Genomic DNA, 12,556 nt, shown 5'->3' with positions numbered 1-12,556 from the left:
TCAGATTCCGGTGCAGGGCACGGGCCAGCTCCGGAGACGGGGTGGCAGGGCGACCGCCCGGCCATCGGCGAGCAGGGCCAGCCCTTCGTCCGCCAGCAGTTTCGCCGCTTGCAGCTGTCTGTCGCTCAACTCGGCGAGCGGTGTGGGTTCCTCAAGGGTGTCGAAGGTGGCGAGCACGTCGGGGTCGTCGAGTGTGTAGCGAGCCGACACCCCCTTGTCCCTGCGGTCCATGACGATGACGAAATCGGGGCCGCGCCGGTGGTAGAGCATCTGACAGGCATACCCCGGCTCGTCCAGTCGCACCGGCACGCCCCATGTGGGCAGGGCGACGTATGTCCGCCCGTCACGGAACAACAGGCCGAGTTCCAGGGCGTGTAGGAGCCACTCGTCCAGGTCCTCGACCGTGAGCCGATGACCGTCCTCGACCAGCAGACGGTGCAGTGCCTGCCCGGTCCGGCCGTCCTCCAGTCGGCGCAGGGCCGCCGCCTGCCAGCCGGTGAAGCGGTGCGTGCGCTGCGGCCGGCCCGCCCGCTGGTCGTCCACCAGCAGGGTGTCTCCGTCCTCGGTGAACGTCAGCCGTGATCCCGGGTGGTCGCTGAGCCAGCGCTCGACGGCCTGCTTCAGCCGTGCCTCCACCTCTCCCCCGATGCCGGCGTCCTCCGTGTCGAACAGATAGACGAGATCGGTGAGTTCGTCCTCGGGGAGGTCGTAGACGTGCTGGTACATCTCGGCCGGGCTGCGCTTGCCGAAGCCGAGGCCGGGGTCGTTGAAGTGGGGGCTGAACCGTTCGAGCTGGATGCGGTGGGCGCCGCTCGGGGGCTGGAGGTGGACAAGCGCGGGGAGTTGGTCGATGACGGCGGCGTAGTCGTCGGCGGTCTCGCCCGGGAAGCCGTAGAGGAGGTTCCAGGAGCAGGTCAGCGAGTGGTTCTCGCACTCGCGGAGGGTGCGGATGTTGCGGGCTCCGGTGACACCCTTGTCCATGAGGTCGAGGACCCTGCTGCCCAGGCTCTCGATGCCCGGCTGGATGTGCACGGTGCCCGACTCGGCGAGAAGGGCGAGCTGCTCGGGGGTGAGGTTGGACTTGACCTCGTAGTGCATGCGCAAGTCCCAGCCGCTGGCCGCGGCCCGCGGCAGGAAGTCCTTGAAGTACGCCATGTCGATGATGTTGTCGACGGTGACGACGTCGAGGATGCGGTGCCGACGGACCAGGTGGTCGACCTCGGACCACAGGCGCTCGCCGGGCTTGGCGCGGAAGGCCATGGCCGAGCCGTTGAGTCCGCAGAAGGTGCAGTGGTGCTTCTCGCCCCACCAGCAGCCGCGCGCCCCCTCGACGACCAGTTTGGGATGCACGTACTCGGCGACCGGGGAGGCGTCCAGCGCCGTCTGCCAGTCGTCGTAGTCGGGCGAGGGGATGTCGGCGGGCGCCACCGTGCGCCGCGGTTCGGGGTTGGCGCGCGAGACCTCGCCCTCCCACCAGCACAGGCCCGGCACGTCCGCGGGAGGTGTGCCGTCGTCGAGATGGCACAGGAGCGCGGGGAAGGCGTACTCCCCCTCGCCGCGCACCACATGGTCGACGAAGCGGTGGTTGCGGTGCAGGGCGTGCCCCATGGGGCCGTCGCAGTTGCTACCGCCGAAGACGACGGTCAACTGGGGGCGGCGGGCCTTGAGTTCACGGGCCAGCGCGAGCGAGGACACGTTCTGCATGAAGGTGGTGGTGAAGCCGACGACGTCCGGCTCGTCGGCGAGCACGGCGTCCGCGCAGTCAGCAATGAACTCGGCCGCATACGTGCGCATTTCGCACGCGACGTCCACGTCGATCCCGTACCGGACGGCATAGTCCCGCAGCCGTGACGTGCCCCAGTCGGGGTCGTCGTAGAGCGCTCCGGAGAAGACCCAGTCGCCCAGGCCGTGGAAGATCGAGTCGCTGCCGACCCGTACGTAGTCGCCCGGGCGCAGCCGGCCGCCGGAGCGCTCCAGGAGGAACTCCGCCCAGCGCAGGGAGCCGTGCACCTCGCGCACCTCGTCCTGCGGGCGGGTGCGCGAGACCAGGGCGTGCAACAGGCCCAGCTGCAGCGAGGGCAGATCGATCGGATGCCAGGGCATCGTCACGAGCGTGATGCCCATGCCGCCCCGCCGACCGGTCAGGGCGTCGGCCGTTTCTCCACGATGCGTGGCTGCCGGTTGGTTTTCTCTTCCTCCCGGACCACTACCTTCTTGATCTCCACGTCTGCCCAGCCCTCCTCGAACTACCCCGATTCGCAAGGTTGTTCAAGTTAGGCGGGGCTACGTGTGTGACACAAGGTTTCCATGGAGCTTGTGTGAACATGGCTCACGATTGGCTCAAAGCCGCGGGTCCACCGGCTCCGACTCCAGCGCCAGCACCCCGAACACAGCCTCGTGCACCCGCCACAGCGGCTCCCCCTCCGCCAGCCGGTCCAGGGCCTCCAGGCCCAGGGCGTACTCGCGGATCGCCAGCGACCGCTTGTGGTTCAGGAAGCGGCTGCGCAGCCGGACGAGGTTGTCGGGGCGCGTGTACTCCGGACCGTAGATGATCCGCAGGTACTCGCGGCCCCGGCACTTGATGCCGGGCTGGACGAGCCGTCCCTCGCCTCCCCCACTCTCGGCTTCGCTCGAGCGGGGGGACCCCCATCGCACCAGCGCGCCCAGCGGCTTGACGACCATGCCCTCGCCGCCGCGGCCGGTCATCTCCAGCCACCAGTCGACGCCGGCCTGCACCGACTCCGGGTCGCCGGTGTCGACGTAGAGCCGTCGAGTGGTCTGCAGCAGGCCGCTGCCGTCGTGCTCGACGAGCCGGTCGAGCAGGGCGAGCTGCTCGTCGTGCGGGAGCGCGGCGAGGCTGCGGCCCTGGACGGCCAGGATCTGGAAGGGGGCGAGTCGTACGCCGTCCAGCCCGTCCGTCGTCCAGCAGTAGCGGCGGTACGCCTCCGTGAACGCGGCCGCGTTCGAGGCGCGTTCACGCTGGCGGCCCAGCAGGTCGGTCACGTCGACGCCCCGGGACGCGGCGCTTTCCAGGGCGGCGAGCGCACCCGGGAACACCGCGCCGGAGGCGGCGCCGACGGCCGCGTACTGGGACCGCAGGAGGCCGGAGGCCTTCAGCGACCACGGCATCAGCTCGGCGTCCAGCAGGAGCCAGTCGGTGTCGAGTTCGGTCCAGAGGCCGGCCTCTCCGACAGCCGTTCGCACGCGCCCGAGGATCTCCTCCGTCACCGACTCGTCGTCGAAGAACGGGCGTCCGGTACGCGTGTACAGCGCCCCGGTCGGACCGTCGACACCGAACCGCGTCCGTGCCGCCTCCGCGTCGCGGCACACCAGGGCCACCGCCCGCGAGCCCATGTGCTTCTCCTCGCACACGACCCGCGCGACCCCGTCGGCCGCGTACTGCGCGAAGGCCTCGACCGGGTGCTCCAGGTAGCCATCGACATGCGAGGTGGCCGTCGGCGCCATGGTCGGCGGAAGGTACGGCAGCAGGCGCGGGTCGACCGCGAAGCGGCTCATGACCTCCAGGGCCGCAGCCGCGTTCTCCTCGCGGACGGACACCCGGCCCGCGTGCCGTGTCTCCACCACCCGGCGGCCGTGCACGTCGTTCAGGTCGAGCGGCCGGCCGTCGTGTCCGCCGGGCGCCTCGGTGCGCAGCGGCTTGGTCGGCTCGTACCAGACCTGCTCGGCCGGTACGTCGACCAGCTCCCGCTCCGGCCAGCGCAGCGCGGTGAGCTTGCCGCCGAAGACGGTGCCGGTGTCCAGGCAGATGGTGTTGTTGAGCCAGGTGGCCTCGGGGACGGGCGTGTGGCCGTAGACGACCGCGGCCCGGCCTCGGTAGTCCTCCGCCCACGGATAGCGCACGGGCAGCCCGAACTCGTCGGTCTCGCCGGTCGTGTCGCCGTACAGGGCGTGCGAGCGGACCCGGCCGGAGGTGCGGCCGTGGTACTTCTCGGGCAGACCGGCGTGGCAGACCACCAGCCGGCCGCCGTCGAGGACGTAGTGGCTGACCAGTCCGTCGATGAACTCCCGCACCCGAGCGCGGAATTCGTCGCTCTCGCCCTCCATCTGGTCGATGGTCTCGGCGAGGCCGTGGGTGTGCTGGACCTTGCGGCCCTTGAGATACCGCCCGTACTTGTTCTCGTGGTTGCCGGGTACGCACAGCGCGTTGCCGGACTCGACCATCGACATGACGCGGCGCAGCACGCCGGGGCTGTCCGGGCCGCGGTCGACGAGGTCGCCGACGAAGACGGCCGTACGGCCCTCGGTGTGGACGCCGTCGACGTAGCCCAGCTTGCCGAGCAGCGACTCCAGTTCGGAAGCGCAGCCGTGGATGTCGCCGATGATGTCGAAGGGGCCGGTGAGGTGGGTCAGGTCGTTGAAGCGCTTCTCGGTGACGACGGAGGCGTTCTCGATGTCCTCCACCCCGCGCAGGACGTGGACCTTGCGGAAGCCCTCGCGCTCCAAGCGCCTTATGGATCGGCGCAGTTCGCGGATGTGGCGCTGGATCACCCGGCGGGGCATGTCGGCCCGGTCGGTGCGGGCCGCGTTGCGCTCGGCGCACACCTCCTCCGGAACGTCCAGCACGATGGCGATGGGCAGCACGTCGTACTGCTTGGCCAGGTCGATCAGCTGACGGCGCGAGTCCTGCTGCACGCTGGTGGCGTCGACGACGGTGCGGCGGCCGGCCGCCAGGCGCTTGCCGGCGATGTAGTGCAGGACGTCGAAGGCGTCCTTCGTCGCGCTCTGGTCGTTCTCGTCGTCGGAGACCAGGCCCCGGCAGAAGTCGGAGGAGATCACCTCGGTCGGCTTGAAGTGCCGGCGGGCGAAGGTGGACTTGCCGGAGCCGGAGGCGCCGACGAGGACGACGAGGGAGAGGTCGGTGACGGGGAGGACCCGTCCCTTGCGCTCCACTGCCTTCTCTGTTGTCTCGGTCATGCTGCCTTCGCCTCCTTCTCGGTCGCGTTGCTGTTCATGGTGAAGACGGCCATCTGGGTGGGCGGTCCGACCTCCGGGTCGTCCGGCCCGATGGCCACGAACTCCACGCCGTAGCCGTGCCGTTCCGCCACCGTGTGCGCCCAGGTGCGGAACTCCTCCCGGGTCCACTCGAAGCGGTGGTCGCCGTGCCGGACGTGGCCTGCCGGGAGGGACTCCCAGCGGACGTTGTACTCGACGTTCGGGGTGGTCACGAGGACGGTGCGAGGGCGGGCCGAGCCGAACACCGCGTACTCCAGGGCGGGCAGCCGCGGCAGGTCGAGGTGCTCGACGACCTCGCTGAGCACGGCGGCGTCGTACCCCTTGAGCCGGTTGTCGGTGTACGCGAGCGAGCCCTGGAAGAGCTTGACACGCGAGGCCTGCCGCTCCCCCATGCGGTCCAGCTTGAGGCGCCGGGAGGCGATGGTCAGGGCGCGCATCGACACGTCGACGCCGACGATCTCGGTGAACCGCGGGTCCTTGAGCAGCGCCTGCACCAACTGGCCCTGTCCGCAGCCGAGATCGAGCACCCGGGCGGCACCGGACACGCCGAGCGCGGCGATGATCGCGTCACGCCGCTGGACGGCGAGCGGGGTCGGCTTCCCCTCCGTCTCGGTCTCCGCCTCGACGGCGTTGTCGATGTCCTCGACCTCGCTGTCGTCGGCCTCCGCGAGCCGCACCAGCTCGAGCCTCTCCATCGCCTCGCGGGTCAGCGACCAGCGGCGCGAGAGGTAACGGCTGGTGATCAGCTTCTGCTCGGGGTGCTCGGGCAGCCAGCCCTCACCGGCCCGCAGCAGCTTGTCGACCTCGTCGGACGCCACCCAGTAGTGCTTGGCGTCGTCGAGGACCGGCAGCAGGACGTAGAGGTGGCGCAGGGCCTCGGCGAGGGTGCGGTCCTCGCCCTCCAGGACGAGCCGCACGTACCGCGAGTCGCCCCACTCGGGGAACTCGGTGTCCAGTGCCACCGGTTCGACGGTGACCGTCCAGCCCAGCGGCTCGAACAGATGCCTCACGAGCTCCGGGCCGCCGCGGGCGGGCAGCGCGGGCACCTCGATGCGCAGGGGCAGCGGCTGCGCGGCGCGCTCGGGGCGGGCGTTGCACACGCCTCTCATGGCGCTGGAGAAGACAGCGCTCAGCGCCACCGCGAGCAGCGAGGAGGCCGCGTACGGGCGGTCGTTGACGTACTGCGCGAGCGCCGCGTCGGGGGCACCGCCGCGTCCCTTGCCCTTACCCCGCCGCACCAGCGCCACCGCGTCGACCTCGAGCAGCAGCGCCGCCGTGCAGCGCTGGGCATCGGCCTCGGGGTAGAGGACGTGCGCCGTGCCGTAGGAGGTGGAGAACGCCTGCGCCTTCTCGGGGCGCTTGTGCAGCAGGAAACCGAGGTCGGTGGCGGGGCGTTCGGGTGTGCCGGTGGTGGTGATGGTCAGGAACATGCGGAGACTCTCCGACGGGTGGACGGTTTTGGGCGCCGTACGCACGAAAGCCCCCAGGTGGTGATCCTGGGGGCTCGGCAGGACGACGGTCTCACCTTCGCATACGGCGGCCGACCTGCGCCCTTGTTTATTGCTACGAGGGATCTTTGCGGCGGTTGCTACGACAGCTGGGACTGGACCTGGGCGGAGATCAGCTCCAGGTGGTCCAGGTCGGCGAGGTCGAGGACCTGGAGGTAGAGGCGGCTCGAGCCGGTCTCCGCATAGCGGCCGATCTTGTCGACGACCTCGGACGGGGTGCCCGCCAGGCCGTTGGCCTTCAGTTCGTCGACCTCGCGGCCGATCGCGGCGGCTCGGCGGGCGACCTCCTGGTCGTCCTTGCCGACGCAGACGACCAGCGCGTTGGAGTAGGTGAGGTCGTCCGGGCGCCGGCCGGCCTCCTCGGCGGCGGCGCGGACCCGGGCGAACTGGCGCTCGCTGTCCTCGATCGAGGCGAACGGCATGTTGAACTCGTCGGCGTACCGTGCGGCCAGCCGCGGGGTGCGGGTCGCGCCGTGGCCGCCGACCAGGACCGGGATCTTGTCCTGGGCGGGTTTGGGCAGCGCGGGCGAGTCGGTGAGGTCGTAGTACTTGCCGTGGAAGTCGAAGGTGTCGCCGACCTTGGTCTGCCACAGCCCCGTGACGATCTCGAGCTGCTCCTCGAGACGGCCGACCTTCTCCTTCGGGAAGGGGATGCCGTACGCCTTGTGCTCCTCCTCGAACCAGCCGGCGCCGAGGCCCAGCTCGACGCGGCCGCCGGACATGTGGTCGACCTGCGCGACCTGGATGGCGAGCACGCCGGGGAGACGGAAGGTGCCGGCGGTCATCAGGGTGCCCAGTCGGATGCGCTTGGTCTCGCGGGCCAGGCCGGCGAGGGTGATCCAGGCGTCGGTGGGGCCGGGCAGGCCGTCCACGGAGCCCATGCGGAGATAGTGGTCGGAGCGGAAGAAGGCGTCGAAACCGAGGTCCTCGGTGGCCTTGGCCACCGCGAGCAGCGTGTCGTAGGAGGCCCCCTGCTGGGGCTCGGTGAAGATGCGAAGATCCATACCTCCATCCTGCACGCCACGGTGCCGGTCAACCCCACCGGTCCCTCCGGGCACTGCCGTCCACGGTCGGGTGAAAATCCGTCATCGGCGGGCGGGTACACACCCGCGCCAGTGACCCGTTCTGGTGGTGGTCGTTGGCTCGTGCGGAGCCGGACCGCCCGGCACCCGCGCCGGCGGTCGTCGCCGGGATGTCACCCGTTCGGCCTCCCCGAGGGGGCCCGGGGCCGAGGAGGCCGTCATGTCCGAAGAGTCCGTACCGCAGCAGGTCGGGGGCGTCGGCCGGCCGAAGGGCTTGCTGCAGCAGATGGAGGAGCTGATGGCGGCGCTGAACGCGGACCTGTCGGCCCTGGACGCCGATCTGCAGTCTGCGGGGCGGGGCGCGGAGGAGAGAGAGGCCGGCTGAGACCCCGGCTCTAACCTGCCTCCCTCTCGGGTAACGCCTCCTCCCGGTCCGCAAGTCTGCGCAGCATCTCCTGCACCCGGTCCCTGGACTCGTCCGCCGCGTCGATGGCCTCCATGCACTGCCAGTAGGTGCTCTCGTCGTCCGCGGCGCAGGCGAGTCCCACCAGGGCGATGCCGACCTCGCCCAGGAGGCCGCCGAGACAGAGAAGGGCCTGGCGGGCGTCGCCCAGATCGGTGAGCTGGGCCGCGCGCAGGTCCTCGGTGGGGAGGTGCGGGGTGTCGAGGACACCGCAGCCGCGGCCCGCCAGCTCCGTCAACCCCAGTGCCTCGCCGCGCAGTTCGGGCGGGCCGGAAACCGCGAGGCGGCTGCCTATCGCCTGCGCCAGGGCCTGCGCCTGCCACACCTCGGTCATGGTCTCCGGAGCGTCGCCGCTCCCTGCAAGGGCACGTCTGCTCGTCACGATGAGCCGCACAGCGTCCATGCCGCTGCCCCCGTCTGTCTGGACGCGCTGCCCGCACGTCCGCCCGAACTCCGTTGTCCACTACCCAGAGTGAGGGTGTGCGGGACGAAAAGCCAGAGGAAGACCGAAATCTGTGGACAACAAATCGATTTCAGGCTGGAATTTGACTCCGGAGAGTGAAAGTGGACTGAACCACTCCCGGCGGCTGCCGTGACCGGCTACGGCGCCGGGAACCTCCGCTCGTTGCGGTCGATCTTCGCGTCCAGCGCCACGAGCGGGTCGATGTCCAGTACGTCGCACAGCTGCAGCAAGTAGGCGAGCACGTCCGCGACTTCGTCCGTCACGCGGTGCGCGGTGTCCGGGTCGTCCATGACCCGGGCCGACTCCTCCGGCGTCAACCACTGGAAGATCTCGACCAGTTCGGAGGCCTCCACGCTGAGCGCGGCGACGAGGTTCTTGGGGGTGTGGTACGGCCGCCAGTTGCGGGCGGCGGCGAAGTCGGCCAGCCTGCGCTGCAGTTTCGCCACGTCGAGATGATCGGTCACAGCTCCAGGTGTACCACCGTGACGGGCTCCGGTCCGTCCACCCCGGCGGCCCACGAGGCGTCGCTGACCGCGGCCACCACGCGGATGTGGCCGCGGCCGGCCGTCCGCAGGGCCAGCCGCAGCAGTTCCCGTCGCTGCCGTGGGTCGAGTGAGCGGTCGAAGCCGTCGGCGAGGACGGTGAGGGTCTGCATGGCCGCGGGCACCTCGCCCGCGGTGTCCACCTCCAGGACGCCCGGCCCGGTCAGCAGGACCAGCGCGAGGGCGAGATAGCGCAACTCGCCGTCGCCCAGGCGCCGCAGAGCTGTCCGGAAACCGTCGCCGCGGTCGAGCAGGGCCTGGACGGTCCCGTCGCCCAGCGGCTCGGCGAGCACGTCGGCCACCGGCCCCGCGCATCCGGCGCGCACCGTGTCGACGAGCTGGGCGTGCCGTCGCGCGCACTCGGCGCGGGTGCGCCACAGGACGTCGGCGAGATTGTCGCAGCCGCCGAGGAGCAGTCCGGAGCCGAGCGGTGCAGGGGCGCGCATCCGGCCGGGGCGCGGATCGCAGGCGAAGACGGACCGCAGGGCGACCACCATCTGTTCGGCGGCGGCGAGCACACGGCGCTGTCCGTGGGTCTTGCCGGCCACGCGCAGCGGCAGCAGTGCGGTGCCGAGCCGGTCGTCGGGCAGCGGAGCCCGCGTCACCGGTGCCGAACCCGCGGTGTGCCAGGCGGCCTGCACGGTGCGGCGGGAGGGGTCGCGCAGGGCGGTCTCCAGGAGCACCAGCCCGCCCGCGGTCAACCGCTCGCCCACGATGCGCAGTTCGGGCTCCGCCTGCACGGCGACGTCGAGCCGGACCGGCCCCTCGGGCCCGTCGGCCGTACAGCCGATACGGAATCCGCGCCGCCGCTGCGCATCGGGCCGCGCCCGCTGAGGCACGCAGTCGGCCGCGTCGGGAAACACCTCCCCGACCTCGGCACCCCCACCGAGCCGGGCCAGCGCCTCGTACGCCCGCAGCGCGCTCGTCTTCCCACAACCGCTGCCCCCGGCGAAGAGGGTGACCGGCCCCAGCACGAACCCGGCCCGCCGGTGCCCGGCGAAGGCGGACAGCCGCAGCTCGGTGACACAGGGCCGGTCCGGGCGCGGGCGGCCCGCGACGGTACGGATCGGGAACGACGTATCGGGATACGCCTCGGGCGGCACGGATGACACGGTCATGTCCGGACCGTAGGGCCCGGCCCGGAAGGTGAACCGTTACGGCGTCGGGAGCTTCCTACGATCGGGGGACCAGGGTCAGGAGCCGGACACTCCTGCGCTCTCCACCAGGTCGGTGACCTCGGTGTCCGCCGGGGCCAGCAGGAAGACGTTGCGGTCGACGCGGTGCATGCCGCTCCCGAGGCCGAAGACGACTCCGGTGCTGAAGTCGAGCACACGCTTGGCTACTTCGTTCTCCGCACCGCTCAGGTCGAGCAGGACGGGGATGCCGGCCATCAGGGTCTCGGCGACCTCGCGAGCATCGGCGAAGACGTTGACCCTGAGGACCACGAAACGGCGACGGGCCTCCGTCAGCGCTTCCGGGTGCGCGCGGTGGTCCACCGCGGACGGCCAGGCGTCGCGTCCCCGCAGCGGCACGACCTGGGCGAGCCCTTCCCACTGTTCATCGGTGACGTCGTGGCTGTTCACCGGCTCCCCCCGAACTGACTCGCACTGATTGCCTGCACCGGCCAATTCTTACGCCACGTCACCCGTTCGGCCCAACTGCGACACGGTCCGCGACCGTCACAACCGTTCCGGCGGCGCCGGGCAGCGGTCAGGTATGGACCGGTTCCTTCCCGAACGGGGCTTCTTACCCGCCTCACACCGGACTCTTCACCTCCGGCCACGCCCTGCTCACCGGGCGCGACTAGCGTCCCCTGACGTGCACTTGGCAGAAACACAGCTGGTGACACCCGGCCGGCGGACGCAGTCGGCGGTGTCCGCCGTGCCGGAACCTCCCGCGCAATGGCATCGCGTCCTGACGCTCCTGGCGAACATCAGCCTGTTCATCGGCACGCGCACGATCTGGGCCCAGGCGGCCAGTCACCGGCCACCGGTGGCCGCCGTCATCTCGGTGTGCTACGCCTCGATCCTGGTGTGCGGGGTGCTGACGCTCGTCGTGGGCCGGGCCCGGTCGCTCGCGCGGCTCGACGCGGCCGTGCTGGTCACCGCCGTGGTGCTCGCTCTGTGCGCGTGGGCCATGAACCACGGCGGCTCGGACGAGGCGGTGCTGACCACCCAGGCCGCCAAGGAGCTCGTCGCGGGTCACCAGGTCTACGGGCATGCGTGGCCCTGGCTCTTCCGGAAGGGCATCGCCCTCACCACGACGTTCGACGGCGGCTACGACTTCACCTACGGCTATCCCCCGCTCGCCCCGCTGCTCACCGCGCCCCTGCTGTGGATCGGCCACGGCGGTGCCCCGGCGACGGCGGTGAGCACGGGCGCGCTGATCGTCGGCACGGTGGTGCTGTGGCGGATGCTGCCGGTTCAGTGGCGGTCGGCGGCGACCATGGCTTGCCTCGGCTTCGGGTTTCTGCCGACGTACGGCCGTGAGGGCTACCCGGCGATCACCGCACTGGCCCTGCTGATCCCCGTGGTGGTGCGCTGGCCACGGATCGGGCAGGGCGGGCGGCTCGGGGCGGCCGGTGTGGCGCGGGCCGCCTGTCTGGGTGCCGCGTGCGCCACACAGCAACTGCCCTGGTTCCTGGCGCCGTTCCTGCTGGCCGGGATCTACGCGGTGCGCCGCGGTGAGCTGGGCGGGCGGGCCGCGGCGCGGGTGGTGGCGCGGATCGCCGGGGTCGCCGCGACCGCGTGGCTGCTGATCAACACGTATTTCATCGTGAGCGAGCCGGGCACCTGGATCAGTGGCATCGCGCTGCCTCTGATCCAGGGGGCGACGCTGCACGGGCAGGGCCTCGTGGGCGTCTCCCTGTACTACACGAACGGCAGCGACCGGGTCGACTGGTACGGGCACGCGAGCATGCTGCTGGCCGCGGCCCTGCTCGGGCTGCTGATCCTTTTCATGCGCCGGCTGGGGCCGGCAGCGACCGTCCTGCCCTGGTGCGCCTTCTATCTGGCGACCCGCTCCCAGGACGGCTACTACCTGATGATGACGCCGCTGTGGCTGGCGACCGCCGTCACCGCGCCCCCGTCCGAGTTCGCGCGGGCCTGGCAGCCGCGCCCGCGTCTGCTGACCGGCCGGTACCGGCGTCCGGCGCTGGTCGCGACGGCCGCGCTGCTGGTCGCCCCGGCGCTGGTGAGCGCCGTCGTGGCGGTCACCGGGAAGCCGCCGCTCAGGATGGAGATCGCCTCCGTGCGCCGGACGGCGGCGGACGCGAACGTCCTCACGCGGCTGACGCTGCGGGTCACCAACACGGACGACAGCGCCCTGGAACCGCACTTCATGCTCAGCGTCGGCCAGGGCCTGAACCAGTACTGGACGATCCTGAAGGGACCGGCCACCCTGCCCGCCCACGCCACGGCCGGCTATGTGATCCGGCCGCCGGTCCACGGGAAGTTCACGCTGCCGGGGCCGCACGGCAGCCTTCGGCTACGGGTCTTCACACCCACACCGCAGACGCTGTCCAGCATGGACCTCCACCTGCGGGTGGGCGGAACCGGCGGGCGGGCCGACCGGTCCGGCTGACG

At 71.2% G+C, this 12,556-nt stretch carries 10 protein-coding genes; 2 read left to right on the top strand and 8 right to left on the bottom strand.

Annotated elements, in window-relative coordinates; genetic code table 11:
* The 4 genes from EDD92_RS35195 to EDD92_RS35180 form a co-directional block, all read right to left on the bottom strand.
* Positions 1–2,103, bottom strand: coding sequence for a RiPP maturation radical SAM C-methyltransferase (locus EDD92_RS35195; protein WP_399184694.1), 2,103 nt, complete (start codon positions 2,101–2,103; stop codon positions 1–3).
* Positions 2,104–2,340: 237 nt separating this feature from the next.
* A complete protein-coding gene (locus tag EDD92_RS35190; protein WP_123968022.1) occupies positions 2,341–4,935 on the bottom strand; it encodes a polynucleotide kinase-phosphatase in 2,595 nt (864 codons plus the stop codon).
* Positions 4,932–6,404 (bottom strand): 3' terminal RNA ribose 2'-O-methyltransferase Hen1, encoded by a 1,473-nt coding sequence (locus EDD92_RS35185; RefSeq protein ID WP_123968021.1) that lies wholly within the window; start codon positions 6,402–6,404, stop codon positions 4,932–4,934. Before EDD92_RS35185 ends, EDD92_RS35190 begins: the two co-directional genes overlap by 4 nt.
* Before the next feature lie 158 nt (positions 6,405–6,562).
* Positions 6,563–7,486: an LLM class F420-dependent oxidoreductase gene (locus EDD92_RS35180; RefSeq protein ID WP_123968020.1), complete on the bottom strand. Its 924-nt coding sequence runs from the start codon at positions 7,484–7,486 to the stop codon at positions 6,563–6,565.
* Positions 7,487–7,724: 238 nt separating this feature from the next.
* Between EDD92_RS35180 and EDD92_RS50115 the strand changes: the two genes are divergently transcribed.
* Positions 7,725–7,889 (top strand): hypothetical protein, encoded by a 165-nt coding sequence (locus EDD92_RS50115; RefSeq protein ID WP_185124228.1) that lies wholly within the window; start codon positions 7,725–7,727, stop codon positions 7,887–7,889.
* A gap of 10 nt (positions 7,890–7,899) precedes the next feature.
* On the opposite strand, the gene EDD92_RS35175 is transcribed toward EDD92_RS50115, so the two are convergent.
* The 4 genes from EDD92_RS35175 to EDD92_RS35160 form a co-directional block, all read right to left on the bottom strand.
* The gene (locus tag EDD92_RS35175; RefSeq protein WP_123968019.1) at positions 7,900–8,370 is read right to left on the bottom strand and encodes a DUF6099 family protein; all 471 of its coding nucleotides are present in this window, start codon (positions 8,368–8,370) and stop codon (positions 7,900–7,902) included.
* Positions 8,371–8,567: 197 nt separating this feature from the next.
* Positions 8,568–8,894 (bottom strand): nucleotide pyrophosphohydrolase, encoded by a 327-nt coding sequence (locus EDD92_RS35170; RefSeq protein WP_123968018.1) that lies wholly within the window; start codon positions 8,892–8,894, stop codon positions 8,568–8,570.
* Positions 8,891–10,090, bottom strand: a complete 1,200-nt coding sequence (locus EDD92_RS35165) for an ATP-binding protein (RefSeq protein ID WP_260326954.1) — start codon at positions 10,088–10,090, stop codon at positions 8,891–8,893. Before EDD92_RS35165 ends, EDD92_RS35170 begins: the two co-directional genes overlap by 4 nt.
* Positions 10,091–10,165: 75 nt before the next feature.
* Complete coding sequence (locus tag EDD92_RS35160) at positions 10,166–10,555, bottom strand: cell division protein SepF (protein ID WP_185124227.1); 390 nt, start codon at positions 10,553–10,555, stop codon at positions 10,166–10,168.
* Between the two features lie 235 nt (positions 10,556–10,790).
* Between EDD92_RS35160 and EDD92_RS35155 the strand changes: the two genes are divergently transcribed.
* Positions 10,791–12,554, top strand: a complete 1,764-nt coding sequence (locus EDD92_RS35155; RefSeq protein ID WP_399184690.1) for a hypothetical protein — start codon at positions 10,791–10,793, stop codon at positions 12,552–12,554.
* Positions 12,555–12,556: the final 2 nt, after the last annotated feature.

The sequence above is a fragment of the Streptomyces sp. TLI_185 genome (genome assembly GCF_003814765.1).
Classification (GTDB): Bacteria; Actinomycetota; Actinomycetes; order Streptomycetales; family Streptomycetaceae; genus Streptomyces.
This window is presented reverse-complemented; position numbering and strand designations above follow the sequence as displayed.

What these genes read in the sequence shown, in the direction of transcription:
- EDD92_RS35195 (WP_399184694.1), bottom strand. Translation starts at nt 2,103, where the DNA reads ATGCCCTGGCATCCGATCGATCTGCCCTCGCTGCAGCTGGGCCTGTTG.
- EDD92_RS35190 (WP_123968022.1), bottom strand. Translation starts at nt 4,935, where the DNA reads ATGACCGAGACAACAGAGAAGGCAGTGGAGCGCAAGGGACGGGTCCTC.
- EDD92_RS35185 (WP_123968021.1), bottom strand. Translation starts at nt 6,404, where the DNA reads ATGTTCCTGACCATCACCACCACCGGCACACCCGAACGCCCCGCCACC.
- EDD92_RS35180 (WP_123968020.1), bottom strand. Translation starts at nt 7,486, where the DNA reads ATGGATCTTCGCATCTTCACCGAGCCCCAGCAGGGGGCCTCCTACGAC.
- EDD92_RS50115 (WP_185124228.1), top strand. Translation starts at nt 7,725, where the DNA reads ATGTCCGAAGAGTCCGTACCGCAGCAGGTCGGGGGCGTCGGCCGGCCG.
- EDD92_RS35175 (WP_123968019.1), bottom strand. Translation starts at nt 8,370, where the DNA reads ATGGACGCTGTGCGGCTCATCGTGACGAGCAGACGTGCCCTTGCAGGG.
- EDD92_RS35165 (WP_260326954.1), bottom strand. Translation starts at nt 10,090, where the DNA reads ATGACCGTGTCATCCGTGCCGCCCGAGGCGTATCCCGATACGTCGTTC.